This is a genomic window from Actinacidiphila sp. bgisy160, from assembly GCF_965342435.1.
Classification (GTDB): domain Bacteria; phylum Actinomycetota; class Actinomycetes; order Streptomycetales; family Streptomycetaceae; genus Actinacidiphila.
This window is the reverse complement of record NZ_CBDRCM010000052.1, coordinates 1-18,591: the sequence shown is the minus strand read 5'-3', so window position 1 is coordinate 18,591 and position 18,591 is coordinate 1. Positions and strand designations below refer to the sequence as shown.

At 69.2% G+C, this 18,591-nt stretch carries 16 protein-coding genes and 1 tRNA gene; 8 read left to right on the top strand and 9 right to left on the bottom strand.

Going from position 1 to position 18,591, the window contains the following annotated elements:
• Positions 1 to 55: 55 nt before the first annotated feature.
• A complete protein-coding gene (locus ACRWNP_RS29855; protein ID WP_431966812.1) occupies positions 56 to 1,702 on the top strand; it encodes a hypothetical protein in 1,647 nt (548 codons plus the stop codon).
• 18 nt (positions 1,703 to 1,720) lie between these two features.
• On the opposite strand, the gene ACRWNP_RS29850 is transcribed toward ACRWNP_RS29855, so the two are convergent.
• Positions 1,721 to 1,852: a DUF397 domain-containing protein gene (locus ACRWNP_RS29850; RefSeq protein ID WP_431966810.1), complete on the bottom strand. Its 132-nt coding sequence runs from the start codon at positions 1,850 to 1,852 to the stop codon at positions 1,721 to 1,723.
• Here ACRWNP_RS29850 and ACRWNP_RS29845 point away from each other — a divergent pair.
• The 3 genes from ACRWNP_RS29845 (at position 1,815) to ACRWNP_RS29835 (ending at position 6,466) form a co-directional block, all read left to right on the top strand.
• The gene (locus ACRWNP_RS29845) at positions 1,815 to 2,366 is read left to right on the top strand and encodes an ATP-binding protein (RefSeq protein ID WP_431966808.1); all 552 of its coding nucleotides are present in this window, start codon (positions 1,815 to 1,817) and stop codon (positions 2,364 to 2,366) included. The two genes, ACRWNP_RS29850 and ACRWNP_RS29845, sit on opposite strands and share 38 nt — an antisense overlap.
• Positions 2,367 to 2,526: 160 nt before the next feature.
• Positions 2,527 to 3,288, top strand: a complete 762-nt coding sequence (locus ACRWNP_RS29840) for a hypothetical protein (RefSeq protein ID WP_431966807.1) — start codon at positions 2,527 to 2,529, stop codon at positions 3,286 to 3,288.
• Positions 3,281 to 6,466 (top strand): DEAD/DEAH box helicase, encoded by a 3,186-nt coding sequence (locus ACRWNP_RS29835; protein ID WP_431966806.1) that lies wholly within the window; start codon positions 3,281 to 3,283, stop codon positions 6,464 to 6,466. The genes ACRWNP_RS29840 and ACRWNP_RS29835 overlap by 8 nt, the downstream gene beginning before the upstream one ends.
• Before the next feature lies 1 nt (position 6,467).
• Here ACRWNP_RS29835 and ACRWNP_RS29830 read toward each other — a convergent pair whose 3' ends face one another.
• Positions 6,468 to 7,112, bottom strand: coding sequence for a hypothetical protein (locus tag ACRWNP_RS29830; protein WP_431966804.1), 645 nt, complete (start codon positions 7,110 to 7,112; stop codon positions 6,468 to 6,470).
• 92 nt (positions 7,113 to 7,204) lie between these two features.
• On the opposite strand from ACRWNP_RS29830, the gene ACRWNP_RS29825 reads away from it, so the two are divergent.
• Complete coding sequence (locus ACRWNP_RS29825) at positions 7,205 to 7,582, top strand: hypothetical protein (RefSeq protein ID WP_431966802.1); 378 nt, start codon at positions 7,205 to 7,207, stop codon at positions 7,580 to 7,582.
• 1,333 nt (positions 7,583 to 8,915) lie between these two features.
• On the opposite strand, the gene ACRWNP_RS29820 is transcribed toward ACRWNP_RS29825, so the two are convergent.
• A complete protein-coding gene (locus ACRWNP_RS29820; protein WP_431966800.1) occupies positions 8,916 to 9,683 on the bottom strand; it encodes an IclR family transcriptional regulator in 768 nt (255 codons plus the stop codon).
• 278 nt (positions 9,684 to 9,961) lie between these two features.
• Here ACRWNP_RS29820 and ACRWNP_RS29815 point away from each other — a divergent pair, with 278 nt between their 5' ends.
• The gene (locus tag ACRWNP_RS29815; RefSeq protein WP_431966798.1) at positions 9,962 to 10,483 is read left to right on the top strand and encodes a hypothetical protein; all 522 of its coding nucleotides are present in this window, start codon (positions 9,962 to 9,964) and stop codon (positions 10,481 to 10,483) included.
• Between the two features lie 210 nt (positions 10,484 to 10,693).
• Here ACRWNP_RS29815 and ACRWNP_RS29810 read toward each other — a convergent pair whose 3' ends face one another.
• Positions 10,694 to 11,014: a helix-turn-helix domain-containing protein gene (locus ACRWNP_RS29810; RefSeq protein ID WP_431966796.1), complete on the bottom strand. Its 321-nt coding sequence runs from the start codon at positions 11,012 to 11,014 to the stop codon at positions 10,694 to 10,696.
• A gap of 21 nt (positions 11,015 to 11,035) precedes the next feature.
• Between ACRWNP_RS29810 and ACRWNP_RS29805 the strand changes: the two genes are divergently transcribed.
• Positions 11,036 to 12,040: a hypothetical protein gene (locus ACRWNP_RS29805; RefSeq protein ID WP_431966794.1), complete on the top strand. Its 1,005-nt coding sequence runs from the start codon at positions 11,036 to 11,038 to the stop codon at positions 12,038 to 12,040.
• Positions 12,041 to 12,135: 95 nt separating this feature from the next.
• Complete coding sequence (locus ACRWNP_RS29800; RefSeq protein WP_431966792.1) at positions 12,136 to 13,938, top strand: hypothetical protein; 1,803 nt, start codon at positions 12,136 to 12,138, stop codon at positions 13,936 to 13,938.
• A 244-nt stretch (positions 13,939 to 14,182) separates the two neighbouring features.
• Here ACRWNP_RS29800 and ACRWNP_RS29795 read toward each other — a convergent pair.
• The 5 genes from ACRWNP_RS29795 to sucC all read right to left on the bottom strand — a co-directional run bounded on the left by ACRWNP_RS29795 (position 14,183) and on the right by sucC (position 18,404).
• Positions 14,183 to 14,267, bottom strand: a tRNA-Leu gene (locus ACRWNP_RS29795).
• Positions 14,268 to 14,393: 126 nt separating this feature from the next.
• Positions 14,394 to 15,938 carry an aldehyde dehydrogenase family protein gene (locus ACRWNP_RS29790; protein WP_431966790.1) on the bottom strand — a complete coding sequence of 515 codons (1,545 nt, stop codon included), beginning with the start codon at positions 15,936 to 15,938 and terminating at the stop codon, positions 14,394 to 14,396.
• Positions 15,935 to 16,387 carry a carbonic anhydrase gene (locus tag ACRWNP_RS29785; RefSeq protein ID WP_431966788.1) on the bottom strand — a complete coding sequence of 151 codons (453 nt, stop codon included), beginning with the start codon at positions 16,385 to 16,387 and terminating at the stop codon, positions 15,935 to 15,937. The genes ACRWNP_RS29790 and ACRWNP_RS29785 overlap by 4 nt, the downstream gene beginning before the upstream one ends.
• Positions 16,384 to 17,259, bottom strand: coding sequence for a succinate--CoA ligase subunit alpha (sucD, locus tag ACRWNP_RS29780; protein WP_431966786.1), 876 nt, complete (start codon positions 17,257 to 17,259; stop codon positions 16,384 to 16,386). The genes ACRWNP_RS29785 and sucD overlap by 4 nt, the downstream gene beginning before the upstream one ends.
• 5 nt (positions 17,260 to 17,264) lie before the next feature.
• Positions 17,265 to 18,404 carry an ADP-forming succinate--CoA ligase subunit beta gene (gene sucC / locus ACRWNP_RS29775; RefSeq protein WP_431966784.1) on the bottom strand — a complete coding sequence of 380 codons (1,140 nt, stop codon included), beginning with the start codon at positions 18,402 to 18,404 and terminating at the stop codon, positions 17,265 to 17,267.
• Positions 18,405 to 18,591 lie beyond the last annotated feature (187 nt).

Here is an 18,591-nt window from a genome sequence, read left to right as displayed (position 1 = left end):
GCGCCGTACTCGGCGCGTCCATCGCCCATCCACCTCACCGCACAGGCAGCCGCCCATGGAACCACGCAACTACCGCATGGTCATCTCGACCGCACAGGACTTCGTGACGACCTCGGCCGAAGCCGACCGCCAACTGCACCACTGGCTCGGCGTGATGAAGCGCTACGACACCTCCGCCCTGGACATGGGCCGCAACGAGATAGCCGAGGGCGTCACCCTCGACCACGACGCGGCAGCGGGCCGGCACGGCTCGTACTCCCGTTGGCGACTCCGCGAGAACCGGCCCGGCAACCAGGGCGCCTGGCAGTCCACCCTCGTGGTCCGCTCCGACAACGGCAAGGACGCGCGCCGCACCTGGCTCCAGGTGGACATCGAGCACCAGCCGGCCCCGGGCCAAGCACACATCCGTGCCAACACGCCCGGCATAGCCAAACTCCTCCTCGACGCCCTCCCCGCAGAGGACGGCCTCGCCGAAGTCGGCACGGTTCCGAAGTTCATCGAGCAGGACGACGTGGAGGAGGTAATCGAGGAACTCTGCGAGCAGGACCGCAGACTGCCCATCGTCGTGGCGAGTGTTCCGTACGGGCAGGATGCGGAGGCCTGGACGAAACGGATCGTCGAACCGGTCTTCCGGCACCTCAGCGGTCTCGCCGTCATGTACGTCCTCCGGCCGGAGGCCCAGCAGTCCTTCAACAGGACCCTCGAACACCATCCCGTCTTCGGGGGCGGCGTTCGCACCTACCTTCCTGGCGTGGACCCGGCCTGGCAGCCCGACGCCCAGCGTCACCCGGTGATGTCCCGGTCGACCATCGAGGCGAACGTCGGACGAGCGGCGGCGATCCTCGCCTCCCTTCCCCAGCGCCTGGCGCTGAGCCACCCCCTCCCGGAACCGCTGGACACCCTGCCGTTCCAGCGCAGCCGTCCCCGTCCGGTGGCCGACACGTCCAGCCTGGAGGCCCTTCGCAAGGAGCTGCGGAAGGTCGACACCCAGCGGCAGGAGGCGGAGCAGCGCGAGGAATCAAAGGACCAGCAGATCCGTGAGTTCCGTCTTCGTGTCAAGGAGGCGGACGACCGGGACTTCGAGCAGATCGTCGAGAACGACCAGCTCTACCGGGACTTCCAGGACGCCCACCGCAAGGTCCGCTTCCTGCAGAAGAAGCTTGAGGAGGCGGGCCTCTACGCGCTGGCCCACACACCGCCTCCGGAGCCCGAGGACCAGCCGGCCACCTTCGCCGAAATTCTCAACCGCATGGACGAGTTCACCTATCTGCGGTTCACCGGAAACTCCAAGAAGACCAAGGATCTGGACGCCCAGTGCATCGTCAACTGGGTGACCGTCGCCTGGGACGCGTTGCGCACGCTGAACGAGTACGCCGCCGCGTCCGCCGCAGGGACGACGGGCGGCGACTTCCGCCACTGGTGCGACAACCTTCCGGACGAATCCTCGAACCGCTTCCCGTCCGCCAAGGTCAAGATGAAGGAGTCCGAGACGGTCGGGAACAGAACGAAGTGGCGTCGGCAGCGCACGTTCCCCGTGCCCACGTCCGTCGCCAAGGAGGGCAAGCTCTTCATGCAGGCCCACCTGCGGATCGGCGGGGGCAACACGGTGTCGCCCCGGCTCTATTTCCATGACGACGGAGCCAGCACAGGGCTCGTCTACGTGGGGTACATCGGAGAGCACCCCGACAACACGCAGACCTGACCGGCTACTGCGGGTGGGTCAGCGTGCGACGGCGAACCGTACGAACGCGGCCCACTTCCAGGCAGAGACGGTGAGTTCAGCGCGGGCAGGTACCTTGGAGTCACGGACATGGATGGCGCCGGGCGTGACAGCGACTTCCAGGGATTGCACCGCCCTCGTTTCCGCTCTAGCTGCTCTTGAACCAGGTGAGAGGAGCGGATTCCGCAGTACTCATAGCTCTGCCACCACTTTTTCGACCAAGGCGCAGATCTCCCCCCTTCGATTCAGCCAGCTCCTCAGTTCCACACCGCGCGGCGCCCGCCTGGCCCGTCTGCTGACCGTGCAGCAGCTCGGCGCGTGGGGCTGGCCGCCAGCCTGCACGGTGAGCGAGTGCACCGCACTCGTCGTCGCCGAACTCACCGCGAACGCGCTGACCCACGGCTGTGCGCAGGGCCGCGGGTTCCGGCTCGGCCTCACCGTCGAGGGACCCGACGCCGGCACCCTCCGTGTCGAGGTCACCGACGCCCGGGGCGACCGCGCGCCCAGGCCCCGTACGACCGCCCCGGAGCCCATCGCCCAATCCGGACGCGGCCTGCTCCTCGTCGAAGCCCTCGCCGCTCGCTGGGGATGGGAACCCTGGCCGCCCTCCGGGAAGACCGTGTGGGCATGTCTCCCGCTCCCCTGACGAGGAATGCGAGACAGTCCGTCCACAGGCGAGCACACACCGTGGACAACTCCCTGGGGAGGTGGAGAGAATTCCGATCACGCTGTGGGGGAGGGACGTACGGGTGGGGGAAGACAACGCCGTGGGCGGCGCTGTGCCGCGCATCTCGCAGGGTATCGAGATGTACGCTGGCAAGGACGGGGCCGTGTCGTGGAGTGGCGTCGAGCTGACGGCCGACGTGATGCGGGAGTTGCGTGGGGGCCCGTGGGCCGAGCGGGTGGGTGATCTCGCCGCCACCCGCGACTTCCTGACCGAGTTACGGGGCCTGGCGACGACGGACATGGAGACCGACGCCCTCAAGGCTCTTCTGGCGAGCGAGCCGGAGCCGCTCCCCTGGCAGGTCGGCGAGGCCCTCGCCGAGGTGCTGCTCGAGCACTGGCACGGGGCGCTGTGGCTGTGGGACGGCGCCCGTGACCGGCGTACGCGCAAGGCGAGCCTCCCGGGCGCCGATCTGGTCGGCCTGTGCGTGGCGGACGGCTCGGCGCGGCTGCTGTTCGGCGAGGTCAAGTCGTCCTCCGAGCAGTCCGCCCCACCGGGCGTCATGATGGGTTCGGATGGCATGATCCACCAGCTCAGGAAGCTGTCCGCGAAGGACGACCACCTCACGCTCATGAAGTGGCTGCGCTTCCGGTGCCTGACCCCGGAGCACAAGGCCGCCTACCAGACAGCGGCCGGCCGCTGGGTGAAGTCGATGGGCAAGGACATTCAGCTCTTCGGCTGTCTGGTGCGCGACACCGCCCCGGAGCCGAAGGACCTGAGCAACCGGGCCAAGGACCTGGCCAAGACGGTCGTGGAGCCCATGCATGCGCTGCTCACGGCCTGGTACCTCCCCGTGGCCATGACGTCATGGCCCGACCACGTGGGGGTGCTCGACCATGGCTGACCTGGGCTGGCTGGACGACGTACTCGACCCGGCCCTTGTGGCCGAGGCCGACGAGGGGGCGCACCGCGTGCTGATTGCGTCCGCTCTGCGCGCTGTGGAGGGGGAGGTCCCGCCGGGCCCCGAGGAGGGCCACGAGGCGGTCGGTTTCGCGGTGGACGCCCTGGACCTGCTGGCCTGGGACGCGATCGCCGAGGACCCCAAGGCGGAGTCGACGCGGCGGCTGTGCGGGCAGATGTTCGCCCTGGCGCGGGCCCGGCTGCCCGCCTGGGACTCGCCGGAGGCCCGGCTTGAGCTGCTGCGCACGGCGTGCCTGGGCTGGATCGCGGACGAGACACCGCTCGCCGCCCGGCTGCTGGCGGACGTGGAGCTGCCCTCCGAGCCTCGGTTGGCCGATGACTGGGAGTCGCGTGTGCGGCGCGGTACCGCCGACGCGTGGCTGCTGTTGCTGCGCAAGCGCGGGTGGGACGACCTCGACGCGCTGGACCAGCTGCTGGTGCGGTTGCGGTGGGAGCAGGCGGGGCTTGAGGAGCCGTACCTCTCGGCGGCGGGTGACGACGCGCGTCCCGCCGCTTGGGGGCTGGCGGCCCACTACCACCTGCTCAAGACGGCGGAGCTACTCGCCGAGTACCTGGCTACGGGCGCGCTGATGCGGGGGCGGCGGCCGAGCCGTCACTACGGGGTGCGCGAGCGTGTGCAGTCGCACTGCGACCGCGCGCTGGAGGCCGCCATGGCCTCGGCCGACCCGGACCTGGAGGTGCTCGTACGGCTGCTGACCGCGACCGCCGACCAGATCATCGACAACAGCCTGTGGACGGTGGCGCGCGCGGTCAGTCCGGAGGTGAACGCCTTCGTGGCCTCGCTGGTCGACCGGGACCGGCCGCGCCCAATCTTCGAGGTGCTGCCGCCGCAGCGGGTCGCCCTCGCTGAACAGGGGCTGATCCGCACCGCGCACCGGAGTGTGGTGGTCAGTCTCCCGACGAGCGCGGGCAAGACGCTGATCGCCCAGTTCCGCATCCTCCAGGCACTCAACACCTACGACAAGCAGCAGGGCTGGGTCGCGTACGTCGCCCCGAATCGGGCGCTGGTGAACCAGGTGACGCGGCGGCTGCGCCGTGACTTCGCGGGGCTCGGCATCGGGGTGGAACGGGTCAGTCCCGCCCTGGAGTTCGACGGGCTGGAGGAGGACATGCTCACGGACCGCGGCGAGGGGCGGTTCCGGGTGCTGGTGTCCACGCCCGAGAAACTGGACCTGCTGCTGCGGTCAGGCTGGCAGGAGAAGATCGGGCGTCCGCTCTGCCTGGTGGTGGCCGACGAGGCCCATCAGCTGGGCGAAGGCAAACGCGCGATCAAGCTGGAACTGTTGTTGGCGACCGTCAACCGGGAGGCCCTGGACGCCGGTTTCCTGCTGCTGACGCCGTTCATCGACAACGGGGACGTCATCGCCGAGTGGCTGGACAGCGGCAGCCGGCAGTCGGTCGGGCTGTCCGTGGACTGGGCCCCGAACGACCGCATCCTCGCGCTCGCCCTACGGGAACGCACCCCGGGTGCCGGTGGCTTCCGGGTCGCCCTGGAAACCCTGGTCACCAGCCGCAGAACGCTCAGCGTTCCGGACACCCTGCCGCTGGACGGCAACCGGCCGCTCGGACTGACCTGGTCGCAGGCGAGCAGCCCGACCAGACTGGCCGCAGCGACGGCATCCGTGCTGGCCGAGCGGGGGCAGACCATCACCCTGGCCGGGCGACCGGACTACGCCTGGTCGATCGCCAAGCTGCTCGCCGGTGGCCGGGAGGACCTGCCGGACGCCGGCGAGGACCTGCGGGCCGTCCAGGCCGTGGTCTCGGAGGAATTCGGCCCGGACTTCCCTCTGGCGGGGCTGCTGGCCAAGGGCATCGGAATCCACCACCGCGGCCTGCCCGACGACATCCGCACCCTCACCGAGTACCTGATGGAGTCGGGTGACCTCACCCACCTGGTCTCCACCACCACCATCGCCCAGGGCGTCAACTTCCCCGTGGCCAATGTCGTCCTGGCCTCCCACCAGTTCCCGTACGGGGAGGACATCCCGGCCCCGGACTTCTGGAACCTGGCCGGCCGCGCCGGCCGGGTCGAGCAGGGCGAGGTGGGGCTGATCACGCTGGCGGCCACGGATGAGGTACGGGCCGGGAAACTGCGGGTGTTCGTCGGCCGCCAGGTGACGGAGCTGAACTCCACCCTCGTCGAGATGGTGCGTACGGCCATGGACAGCTACGGTCACCTGGACCTGCGCAACCTCGCCCACCTCCCCCAGTGGTCGGCGTTCGTGCAGTACCTGGCCCACACCTACCGGCAGATCGGGGACGCCGAGGAGTTCGCGGAAGAGATCGAGCAGATCCTGCGCGGCACCCTGGGCTTCCAGGACCTGCGGCGCACGGACCGCGGCTGGGCGGCGGAGCTGACGCGCAGCGTGCGTACGTACGCGGAACGGCTGTCCGGGCAGCCGCTGGCCCTCGTCGACAGTACGGGCTTCTCCTGGGAGAGCGTGTCGGCGACCCTGGGACGGCTGAGCGACGCACGCATCGGCCGCGACGTGTGGGAGCAACCCCTCTTCGAGGGCGACCGCCGACCGTTGGCCCAGCTCATCGGCGTCATGCTGGAGGTTCCGGAACTCAGGGACAACCTGGTCGAGGTGACCAACGAGCACGAGGGCCGCAGCGGGGACTTCGTCGCCCGCGTCATGCAGGACTGGGTGAATGGTGCGTCGATGCGGCAGCTCGCCGCCGACCACTTCACGAAGGCCGGCACGAGGGACGAGCTCAAGGCGATCACCAAATGCTGCCAGCGCCTGTTCGGTGAGCTGGCACCCGCGGTCTCCTGGGGCCTGTCGGCGCTGCAGTCGCTAACCCTGGGGAGGGACTTCGCCACCATGCCGGCCGAGACCCAGCGCGAGCTGCGCAACATCCCGTCGTACGCCTACTACGGCGTCCGGACCGAGGACGCCATCGCGATGCGGCTCGCGGGCGTACCACGGTCGGCGGCGGCCCGCATGGCCGCGACGATCGCCGACGAGGGCCTGACAAGCGGCCCCGCGGCGGCCCGCACCCGCCTCGCCGCACTGCCCGAGACGGCCTGGCGATCGGCCCTGGGCGTCAAGGGCCCGGCCTACCGGACGGTCTGGCGGATCCTCGACGGGGTGCAGTGACTCACCGGACGCAGGACGCCCACAGCACGTACGCCCGACGAGCTTCCACGAGCAGTGCGGCCGTGGCGCCCGGAGTGCCGAAGGAATCCACCGCCCTCGCGGTCACCGTGCGCAGGTGATCGGCGGCGATCCGTGTCCGCTCTCCCCGGACCTCATGCTGGCGCGAGGCGAGCGCCAGGTCTCGCTCCCACATGTCCTCCAGCGTGCTGTCCCCCGGGTTCTCCACGTCGTGCACCGTGGGGATCCGCGGCAGGTCGTCCGCGGTGAGGAGCGGAACAGCCTGTACGCCGACGGCGTCGGCCAGTTCGCCCTCCTCGTCCGCGTTCGCACCGAAGAGAATGCGCCGCACCACCATGCGATCCGCCTCCGACCTGGCCACCTCGGCCGCGAGCGCGTCCAGCCGGTCGAGGAGCACCGGGACGGCCGCGTACTCGCGGCGGCGCAGCAACTCGTCGAGCTCGCGGATCGCCTCGTCACCGCATTTCTGCGCGTGATCGAGCAGTCGGTTGCACCGGACGATCTCGTCGAATGCCCGCTGTGCGGTGCGCACCGCATGCTCGATGTTCCGCAGTGACTCGTCCAGGTCGTCGTCCTTGCGCCCACCCGGAACCTCCGCATTGGGCGTTGTGCCGTACGTCATGGTCACGCCGTTCCCCCTTGTCCTCGTCCCCGCGACTCATCATATGGAACACGATCAGCACCTTGACTCCCGAACACGGGTTGAACACTATTAACACTATGCCGACTATCGAACTCGATGAGCAGACTCACGAAAAGGTCGTCTTCGCCGCACGTCTCATGGCGTGCACGCCGTCCGAAGTGGTACGGCGGTTGGTGGAGTCATGGAGCACCCCCGAGGAGCCTGGCGAGGAGTCGGACGGCGTTCGTGTCCACGCGGTGTACCGGGGCGAGCGGATCCAGGGCCTCTTCCACCCGGCCACACGCACCCTGACCGTCACCCAGGGACCGGGGACCGGTCAGTCCTTCTCCTCGCCCAGCGCCGCCGCCATGGCGGTGATCCAGGAACTCAACCCGGACCGGTCCCCCAACACGAACGGCTGGCTGTTCTGGCGTGTCACGAGCAGTGGCGACGAACTGAAGTCCCTACGCAGGTAACCGGACTCGCGTAGCAGCCGATTCTCCGCAGCCCTTCAGCACGACCGCCGCCTCTCACCAAGGACACACCCTCATGACCACCCCGGACGCACCCGCCACCCACCTGCTGATCATCAACGCCCACGAGCCCCTCGCCTGGGTCCTGGAAAACCAGCGGATGGCCTTTCCCACCGGCCGCACCCAACAGTCCTTTTCCCTCCGAAAAGGAGACGAGATCCTGCTGTACACCACGCGCGGCTGCTTCGGGAACCCGACCCGGGACCTCGGACGCGTGATCGGCCTGGCCATCATCATCAGCAAGGTCCGCACCCTGGACACCCCTGTCGTCTTCAGGAGCGCCGTTTCACCGAAGGGTGCTGGCTGCGCGTCCACGGCCTCACGCCCTTCCGTGAGGGCGTCGTCCTGCGCGATCTCGTCAACGACCTCCAGGTCTTCCCCGACCCCGCTCACTGGAGCTTCCGCATGCGCCGGGCCTCGCTCCTCCTGCCGGACACCGACGCGGCCCTGATCAAGCGGGAACTACAGCCTCTCCTGAAGCCCTACGGCTCAGTGGTGGGTGACTACTCCCTCAACCGCCGCTGACGAAGCGGCCTACGCTACGACGAGGCACCACGACACCGCCGCCCGTCGAGCGCGCGGCCCGCCCCGACAGGAGTTGAGTCCCTGGCCCTTCCCGCCCCGTGACATGGTCGCCGCCTTAGGCATACACATGCACTTCCAGACCCTGGAACAGACCATGCGCGAACGCCACCCTCCCAGGATACGAATGGCCGGTTAAGCGGCCGCATGTCAGGATCGGACTGTGCATGCCTTCCTGGACTCCGTCGAAAGTTCGAGGTGCCCTACCGTGCCGCCTCCCAGGATGCGGCGGGTGGTGTTCGTCGCGTTACTGAGCTCGGACGGCCGGCTTGCCCTGGTGGCAGATGACCCGCCTGGAGCTGTTCACCGATGGGTGCTCCCTTCAAAATCCGTCCGAGCCACAGAGCCCTACCGTGAGGCGGCAGTGCGCGTACTCCGCGATGCGGTCGGCACGATGCCGGTGCGCGAGGGCGCTGTTGAAGGATGCCGCTGGGCTCAGGTGCCTGTGCCCATGGGTCGGAGCCGCCGAGAGGCACACGTGTTCATCTTCCGTCTCGCTGCGGCTGGTGCTCCGCCGGAGCATCTGCCCTGGAGGGGAGCGACACGCTGGGCGGGGCCTGAGCAGTGGCAGGAGTTGTGCACACGGTGCGATCTGCCAGATGTGGATGTGCTGTTGACGGGATACCTGGAGGGGTGGATCCCGGACGGGCGGATCACGTTGGGGCCTTGAGCCCCGGCACCTCGGCACCCGCTGTCACTCTGCCCTGGCGATCGCGGTGGCGGTCTCCTGCAGCGCCATGGCAACCGCTGGCATGTCCTGTTCACGCAGACGTACGGCGGGTGCGTACACGGAGATCGCAGCGAGCGGTTCCCCGATGCGGTTGCGGATGGCCACGCCTACGCCGTGCAGGTCGTGTGCACTTTCCTCGAGGTCTGCCGCCCATCCGCGGACTCTGACTTCCTCCAACTCCACCTCAAGCAGCGGCCACTCAGTGATGCTTCCTGCCGCCGTGGCAGGAAGCGCGGCCGGGAGTGTCGCGCGTACATCCGCCGGGTTGCGCAGTGCGAGCAGGGCTTTGCCCGCCGCTGTGACGTGGGCGGGGAGCTCCTGTCCGAGCGGAACACTGACGCGTAGGACATGCCGGCACTCCACTCCGTCGAGTAGTCGGACGACGGCCGTATCCAGGGAGTACAGGCACACCGTCTCCTGCAGCTTCTCGGAGAGCTCTTCCAGGGGTCTGCGCGCCTGTCGTCGGACGTCCAGCTGGGCGATCGCGGCCAGTCCCATGCGTACGAGCTGCGGCCCCGCTGAGTATCCGTGTTGGCCAGGATCGTGGCGCAGGAAACCCGTGCGCTGCAGGGTGACCAGGATGCGGTGTGCGGTGGATCGTGAGATACCGAGCTCCCGTGCGGTTTCGGTAACACCGACCTCCCCCCGGTCATACGCCAGGACGAGAACATCCAGGGCCTTCGTCACCGACGCCAAGGCCTCTGTCGCCGACAGATGCTTGCCATCCACCATGAAGGAACCGTAGCGCTCAAACGTTCCCGGAGACCGGGAGCTTCGACAGAATCCACACGTCAGGATTCTGTGGTGGCACGTCCCGCAGTTCCGGTGCGGCATCGCTCGAACCCGGCGAGCCAACTCAGGGCCAAGATAGGTCGAGTCCTGCGATAACCGAGACCGGACTTGCCGTGCTTGAGCGCACTGCTGACCGTTTGGTAGCGCCTCACAGGAACTGCGTGCGTGCCACAGTGTGCCGTCCCTACACTGGCAGCGGCCTTCCTTAGGAGTTCGCTATGGCGGGATACCGGACCAGCGCACCTGCGTCAGGCAAGGGTGTCTACATCGGCCAGGCCCGGCATGCCGTGAAGGAACTGATCACTTCACTGCGCGATGAGCTGGCCACATTGGAAGCTGTGTACGCGATGATGTGCCAGGGCGTCGAATCCACCGATGCCCGCGAAGACCCGCCCCACACTGGCGAGGACGCGGAAACCGCCCAGCGTTCCCAGGAGGGTCCGTCTGAAGTTTCTGTAGCCGACGAGGATCCTTCGTCCGAAGATGCGCCCCCAGGCATGGGCACTCGGGCCCTGGGGCCACCGCGTAACGGAAGCATGCGCGATGCGATCCTCACACTCCTGTGCGCCGCTCAAGAGGCAATGTCCATCACCGATATCGCGGCGGCGGTCCGCCCGGGAGCCGACGCGACTGTCCGCTCATCCGTAGGAAAAACCCTCAACCGCATGAAGCAACTTGGCGAGGTGGAAAACGTAGCACCGGGAATGTTCCGCGCCGTGCTGTCATCTCGGGCTGCTTGATCCACTCGAGAACGATCCTAACCCCACAAGCAGGCCTCCCTCGATTAGCGGTCGAGGGAGGCCACCAAACACGCGAACGGACGCTTCTCCTAGCAGGGTTCCGGTCCGTCGCGCACGTTCACTCTAGCGCTCCCACGGGTGGTGCTATAGGGCGTCTGCGCCATTCCGCACTTGAGCGTGCACGACTGACCTCAAATAGGCAATTGGGGATCAGTCATGAGCACATTGGGTCGCATTCGATCCGGGCCAGAGCGCCAAGCCCAGGGCGCGCTCCAGTCGGCAGACCGTCAGGACATCCGGCCAGGTGGCTCCCGCCAGCAGATCGCCGATGGTCTGTCTGCCGACGTTGCTCTGGGCGGCCAGTGCACGCAGCGAGAGTTCCGGCCTCTCACGCAGAGCGGCGGCGAGGCGGCGGGCAATCGTTTGGACCACTGCCGCGGCGGGCTCCCCGGTGATCCGGGCATCCGGCCACTTCTCCGGATCGACGGCGTAGCTCCATGGCGGCGCCGTGCGCGCTCGGCCTCCAGTCATAAAGATGCGTTCCTTCAGATCGTGATCGACACTGACACCAGTGGCCGGTTAACCGGCCACCTGTCATGGGCCTTGCGCCTGGAGGTCGCTGTGTCGAATCGTCTGCTGGCCTACGCACCGAAGGCCGAGACGGTGCCGCCCGCCCAGTGGCGCCGCATCGCTCCGGTCGTGCGCTCGCTGGGATTCATGGCCGTCGCAGCGGGACCCTACGGCCCAGACGTGGTCATGACGCCGCTCGCACGGCTGGTCGCCTGGGTCGAGGCCCAGGGCCTCCCGCTCGAACCCTCGGTGATCCTTGACCAGAGCACCGTCGAACGGTTCATCCTCGTCGGCTGCCGCGACATGGCCGCCAACAGCCGACGAACCTGCAGCAGCCAGTTGCGCCGGGCCTCCGAAGCGCTCCTGCTGGACCAGCTCGGACAGCATGCGCCGATCCGGCTGAAGGCCACCGCCGCCCCAGTGGCCCCCTACCCGCCGGCGGAAGTCGCCTACTGGCTGATCTGGGCGCAGAGCCTGCCCACCCCGGCCCAGCGGCGCAACGCCTGTCTTCTGTTCTGTCTCGGCGTCGGTTGCGGGCTCGCCGTTGAGGATCTTGTGTACGTTCAGGGGCGGGATATCCTCGTGGGCCCCACCGGCCGGGCACTGGTCAAGGTGCACGGGCGCCGTCCGCGCACTGTCGTATGCCGGTACGCCTACGAGGAACTGCTGCTGGCGGAAGCCGCCCACATCCCGGCAGATGCGTACGCCTTCCGGCCGGACTGGCAGGACCGCACCAGCAAGCACATCGCATCGGACTGGCTGGCCAGGTACCCGCGGATCATCGGCCGTTGTGACGGTGCAGTGCTGCAGATCCAGCGGCTGCGTACGACCTGGCTCGTCGAACTGCTGAATGCAGGTATTCCGCTGAAGGTGATCCTCAAAGCGTCGGGACTCGGGACCCTGCACAGCCTCTCGCGCTACCTCGTCTTCCTCCACGACGTGCCCGAAGCGGAGGCATCCGATCTGTTGCGGGGGGCGGCGGCATGAGCAGGAAGAACCCGGAGGACAAACCCTGCCGACGTACCGGCCTCGCCCTACGCCCTGCACCGCAGGCCCCCGGCCGTACCCTCAGCGACCGCGTTGTGAGGCAGGTCTTCGACCTCGTGCGCCACAGCGGAGTACTGGAACGCCTTCCCTCCAACGAGCACCGGCCAGGCCCGAAGGGCTTCCCGTTCCGCACAGTGCTGATCGGCCTGATCCTGTCGCAGTACATGGGCAAGAGCGCGAACATCAACGACGCATGGGAGACGCTCTTCTTCGCCCTGTCTCCAGGGTCCAAAGCCCTCCTTGACGTCCCCGACGTCGACCTGCACATCCCCGAGGGTGCAACCCGGGAAGAAATCGACCGCGTCGCGCACCACCAGTACGCGACGTCGAAGCGCGTCTACCGGTCCTGGGCCTCGATGACCCGGCGCCTCGACCCGGCACCACACGACCGCCGCAAGCGGCTGTCGCTCAGCGAGGCCAAGAAGATCCGACGGAAGTGGAATGCCCGCGCCAACCAGGACACCGTGCGCAATCTGGAGGCCATCGCCCAGGATCTGGTTCTCGCTCCGGTGATGGCTTCCTACCGGCGCGGCGACTTCGCTCGATGGCCTGGCCACATCGCGGTCGACGACACTCCGGTTCCGGTCTGGGGCAAAGAGCCGGACTACCACCAGGACCGGGCCTCGCTGGAGATCACCGCCGGGATGTACGTGAAGGGAGGAACGCAGAAGAAGTCGGGGCCCAGCGGCAAAGCTGCGGCCTCCACGAACACTGGCACCCGGCGCGGCACGACAAACAAGCCACCGCCTCGCAAGACCAAGTCGGGACGGGAGAAGAAGGCCAAGGCGCCAGAGAAGAGAGAGTTCCGCTACGCCATGATGGCCGCGTTCCCGGGCCACGGCCATGGCGACCTCGCCGGCGCCTACCCGGCGGTCTGCCTCGGCATGATCCTTCACACCCCGGGCACCGAACCCGGCCCGGCCGCCCTGCGCGCCATCCAGCCGGCCTTCGAACGAGGCCTGGTCAAAGACCTGTTCTGTGCCGACCGGGGCATCACCCAGGCCAAGCCTCACAACCTGCATCTGCAGCTGCTCAAACTCGGCCTCAACACGGTGAAGCACTACAACGACGACAAGGTCGACCGGCAGGGAGAGTTCCGCGGCATGCAGCTGGTCGGCGGCGAGTTCTACTGCTCGCTGATGCCCACCCCGCTCATCACTGCGGGCGCCACATACATCGACAGCCGCACGGACGAGGACCGCGCCCACGCACTCAACCTGATCCAGTCCCGGAAGGACTACCAGACCAAGATCAAGGAGTACGGGCCCGCAGGGGACCAGCGTCGACAGTGCCCCGCCCTCGGATCCCACGCCACGGTCACCTGCTACCGCCGGCCCCAGCCACGCCCGTCCACCGTCGTCGACCTCGACGCCCCCACTGTCCGCACCCCGGCAGCCCTGCCCACCATCCCCAGGCCCAAGCGGGACACCCCCGTCTACCCCGACATCTGCAGGGGGAAGAGCATCACCGTCCCGGGCACCGTGTTGGCCAAGTGGCGGCAGAAATACCCCCTGTTCACCCCTCTGTGGCAGGAAGCCTGGTCCGGACTGCGCAGTCAGAACGAGGGCGGCAACGGAAACCTCAAGAAGTCCGCCCTCGACAGCATCGACAATCCCCAGCTCCGCCTCCCGCACGGACGCGTCGCACAGACCCTGCTCAATGCCGTCATCATCTTCGTGGCGAACCTCAGAGCCATCCGACGGTTCCTCCGCGACCAGGGCATCCAGCCCCGCAAAGCCAGCACGCAGAGCGCCGCAACCCAACCCGGTGAGCCCCCCGACCCGCCCCAGGCGCGACCGGTTCCGACCGAGCAGGTCGATCCTCCGCCACGCGAGTGACACACCCCCGCCGCGCTCCGCCCCCTGAAAACCCCACATGCCTGCGCCACGGCTACCAGCCGTCGCGCAGGCATGTCCTGTTTCCGCAGGTGAGAGGTGCAGTACCTGGACCGCCACCGCCTCACCCCCTCACCGGGCCGATCACGAGGCTCGAGGCCCTAGAAACGACGAAATACCGGTGAGTCACATGACTCGACCGGTAATTCGTGAACGCTTCGGGACGATCTCGTGAACGTCCCTGTTGTGTCCGAGGGGGGACTTGAACCCCCACGCCCGATAAAGGGCACTAGCACCTCAAGCTAGCGCGTCTGCCATTCCGCCACCCGGACAGGTGTTCCGCGGGTCTGGCCCCGCGGCGACAGGGACAACGATACCAAGGATTCCGGGTGGGTTTCACCTGCGTATCCGCAGGGTGCACGGGGTGCCGGGGCCGTGTGGGCCCCGGCACCGGGGCCCTACGCCGCCTCGGGCGGCATCAGGTGGTAGCCGGGGAAGTTCCCCGGCAGGCGCTCGTGCGCGGGTCCCTGGGTGACCGCGCGGACCAGCAGCTCGCCGCCGACGAAGGCGCCGCGCCATGAGGCGCCGAGACCGCCGAAGAGCTCGGCACGGTCGCCGCGGGACCGGGGCTTGTTGTGGCCGACCTTGAAGGCGCGGATCTCCGGGGCGAGGCGGGCGTAGGTGTCCCGGTCGTCGGTGGAGAGGGTGGCGACGAGGGCGCCGTCGCCGGCGTTCATGGCGGCCAGCAGTTCCGCCTCGGTGTCGACCAGGACGATCGTGTCGACCGGGCCGAAGGGCTCCGCGTGGTGCAGCGGTGAGGTGGGGGTCGGGTTGAGGAGGGTGACCGGCGGCAGGTACGCGGAGCTGTCCTGGCCGGGCAGGAGGCGGGCGTCGTCGAGGCTGCCGCGGTGGATCGGGATCGCGCCGCGGTCGACGGCCTCGGAGACGAGGTCGCCGAGTTCCCTGGCTCTGGCCGCGTTGATCAGCGGCCCGAAGTCGAGTTCGGGGAGGTCGTCCCCGGGATCCTCGACGGCGAGCGGGTGGCCGAACCGTACGGAGCGCACGGCGGGCAGGTACGCCGACAGGAAGTCGGCGAAGAGCTCGCGCCGCACGACGAAACGGGGGTAGGCGGTGCGGTGCTGCTTGGCGTACTCGAAGGTCCCGCGGATGTGACCGGCGAGGGACTCCCAGTCGCTGTAGTCCCACACGCCCCAGGAGTTCAGGCCGTCCTGCTCCAGGACATGGCGTCTGCCCGGGTCGGCGGCCGCGGAGGCGATCCGGCCGCCGGTGTCCCGGCCGCCGACCACGCAGACGCAGCCGAGCTCGGGGGCCCGTACCAGCGCGGCGGAGAGCTCGTCGCCGCCGCTGACCAGGGTCACCGGTACGTCCTCGCGGGCGATGAGCGCGCAGGCGAGGGTGAGGCAGGCCAGTCCCCCGTCGGTGGGGGTCTTGGCGATGACGGCGTTGCCGGCCAGCGCCTGCACGAGCAGGGCGTGGACCAGGACGCTCATGGGGTGGTTCCAGCCGGCGATGTTGCCGACCGGGCCGGGCAGGGGGCGCCGCCACTCGACCATGTCGTCGATCTCGCCGATGTACCAGCGGACTCCGTCGACGGCCCGGTCGACGTCGGCCCGGGCGAGCCGCCAGGGCTTGCCGATCTCCCAGACCAGAAGGAGGGCGAGCAGTCCGCGGTGCTCACAGAGGGCGTCCAGGGCGGCCGAGACCCGCGCCCTGCGCTCGGCGACGGGGATCACCCGCCAGGCGCGGTGCTGGTCGAGGGCGGCGCGGACGGCCCGGCGGGCGGTGTCCGCGTCGAGCCGGGGCGGCCCGGCGACGGGGGTGCCGTCGACGGGGCTGGCGGCGCGCAGGATCCGGCCGTCGGCCTGCCAGGCGCCGGCCCACAGGTTGAGGACGCGGTCGTCGTGGAACGCCTCGGGGGCGGCCCGCAGACACCGCCGCCAGGTGTCCGCCCAGGCCGTTCCGGGTTTGAGGGCGAGCGTCACGGATGCTCCGCTCTTTCGGGGCGGAGCTCACGCAGCGCACCACCACGGGTGTAGAGGAATCCCCGCACCACCTCGGTACGGGGCAGTTCCGTGGCGCCGAGCAGGCGGGTGATGCACGCGCGCAGGTCCTCGGCGGGGGCGCCCAGCGCCTCGCAGTCCTCGTGGTGCACGAGCACGATCTCGCGGGTGCCGCCCCGCAGCTGGCTCAGGCGGAGCGAGCGGAGGGTGTCGGGGGTGACGCAGCCGCCCGCGTTGCGGATGACGTCGGCGTCGCCCGGCCGCAGCCCGAACATCGCCTCGACGCCGAGCCGGGCGTCCATGCACGCGACGATGGCGACCCCTGTGCGGGGCCGCTTCCGCTTGAGGTCGATCGGCGTGAGGGCCGCGCCCACGTCGTGCCTGCGGATGAGCAGTTGCTCCACACCCGAGGGCCTGGCGGGGGCGGTCACCGCAGCAGCCCGCGCACGAGCCGCGCGGTCTCCGAGGGGGTGCTGCCGACCTTGACGCCGGCGGCCTCGAGGGCCTCCTTCTTCGCCTGGGCGGTGCCGGAGGAACCGGAGACGATGGCGCCGGCGTGGCCCATGGTCTTGCCCTCGGGCGCGGTGAAGCCGGCGACGTAGCCGACGACCGGCTTGGTGACCAGACGGGAGATGTAGGAGGCGGCGCGTTCCTCGGCGTCGCCGCCGATCTCGCCGATCATGACGATGAGGTCGGTGTCGGGGTCGTCCTGGAAGGCGCGCAGGCAGTCGATGTGGGTCGTGCCGATGACGGGGTCGCCGCCGATGCCGACGGCGGTGGAGAAGCCGAGGTCGCGCAGCTCGTACATCAACTGGTAGGTCAGCGTGCCGGACTTCGACACCAGGCCGATGCGGCCGGCGGTGGTGATGTCGGCCGGGATGATGCCCGCGTTGGACTGGCCGGGGCTGATGAGCCCGGGGCAGTTGGGACCGATGACTCGGGTGCCGGAGGCGACGGCGCGGGCCCGGAAGGCGACGGTGTCGTGGACGGGGACGCCCTCGGTGATGACGACGACGAGCCCGAGCCCGCCGTCGACGGCCTCGTCGACTGCGGTGCGCACGAAGGGCGGCGGCACGAATACGACGCTGGTGTCGGCGCCGGTCATGCCGACCGCCTCCTTGACGGAGCCGAAGACCGGGACGGTACGCCCGTCGAACCCGACCCTCGTGCCGGCCTTGCGCGGGTTCACGCCGCCGACGACGTCCGTCCCCGAGGCGAGCATGCGGCGGGTGTGCTTCATGCCTTCCGAGCCGGTCATGCCCTGGACGATCACCTTGCTGTTGCGGTCGAGGAAGATGGCCATCGCGCTCAGCTCCTTGCGGGCTCGGCGGCCCGCGCGGCCGCGCCGTCCATGGTGTCCAGCTGCTCTACGAGGGGGCCCAGCGCCGCCGCGGCCTCGTCGAGGATGGCGCGGCCGCGCTCGGCGTTGTTGCCGTCGAGGCGGACGACGAGGGGCTTGGTGAGCTCGACGAGGTCGAGGGCCTGGACGATACCGTCGGCGACGGCGTCGCAGGCGGTGATGCCGCCGAAGACGTTGACGAGGACGGAGGTGACGTCGGGGTCGGAGAGGATGATCCCGAGCCCGTCGGCCATGACCTGGGCGGAGGCGCCGCCGCCGATGTCGAGGAAGTTGGCGGGGGCACCGCCGTGATGGGCGACCACGTCGAGGGTGCTCATCACCAGTCCCGCGCCGTTGCCGATGACGCCGACGGTGCCGTCGAGCTTGACGTAGTTGAGACCCTTGGCGCGGGCGGCGGCCTCCAGCGGGTCGCCCTCGCCGGGGGTCTCGTACGCCTCGTGGACGGGGTGGCGGAAGCGGGCGTTGGCGTCGAGGGACACCTTGCCGTCCAGGGCGAGGATCCGGCCGTCCGTGGCGCGGATCAGCGGGTTGACCTCGACCAGCAGGGCGTCCTCGGCGGTGAAGACCTCCCACAGCGCGATCAGGACGGGCACGGTCTCCTCGGGAAGGCCGGCCGCTTCGGCGATCTGCCGGGCCTTGTCCTCGGTGACGCCCTGCGCGGCGTCGACGGGAACGCGGGCCAGGGCCTGCGGCCGGGTGGCGGCGACCTCCTCGATGTCCATGCCGCCCTGGGCCGAGGCCATGGCGAGGAAGGTGCGCTCGGCGCGGTCGAGGAGGAAGGAGACGTAGTACTCGTCCTGGATGTCGGCGGTCGGCGTCAGCATGACCTTGCCGACCGTGTGGCCCTTGATGTCCATGCCGAGGATGGCCCGGGCCTTGTCCTCCGCGTCCGCGGGGTCGCAGGCGAGCTTCACGCCGCCGGCCCTGCCCCGGCCGCCGGTCTTCACCTGGGCCTTCACCGCGACCTGCCCGCCGAGGCGTTGGGCGGCGGCGCGGGCCTCGGCGGGGTCGTCCACCACCTGGGCGTCGAGCACGGGGACGCCGTGCCGCGCGAAGAGCTCCCTTGCTTGGTACTCGAACAGATCCATCGTCAAACGCACCTGCCCTGACTCGGAGGCCGAACGGTAATCCGGTGCACACCTCTGGACACCGGGTCGTCCATGCGGGATAAACGTCTGCATACAGTATTCGTCGGCTGTATGCAATGTACAGACCGCGGGACGGAATCCCGCGTTCGACCCGTTCACCGGCCCCCGACCGGAAGGAACCCTGGTT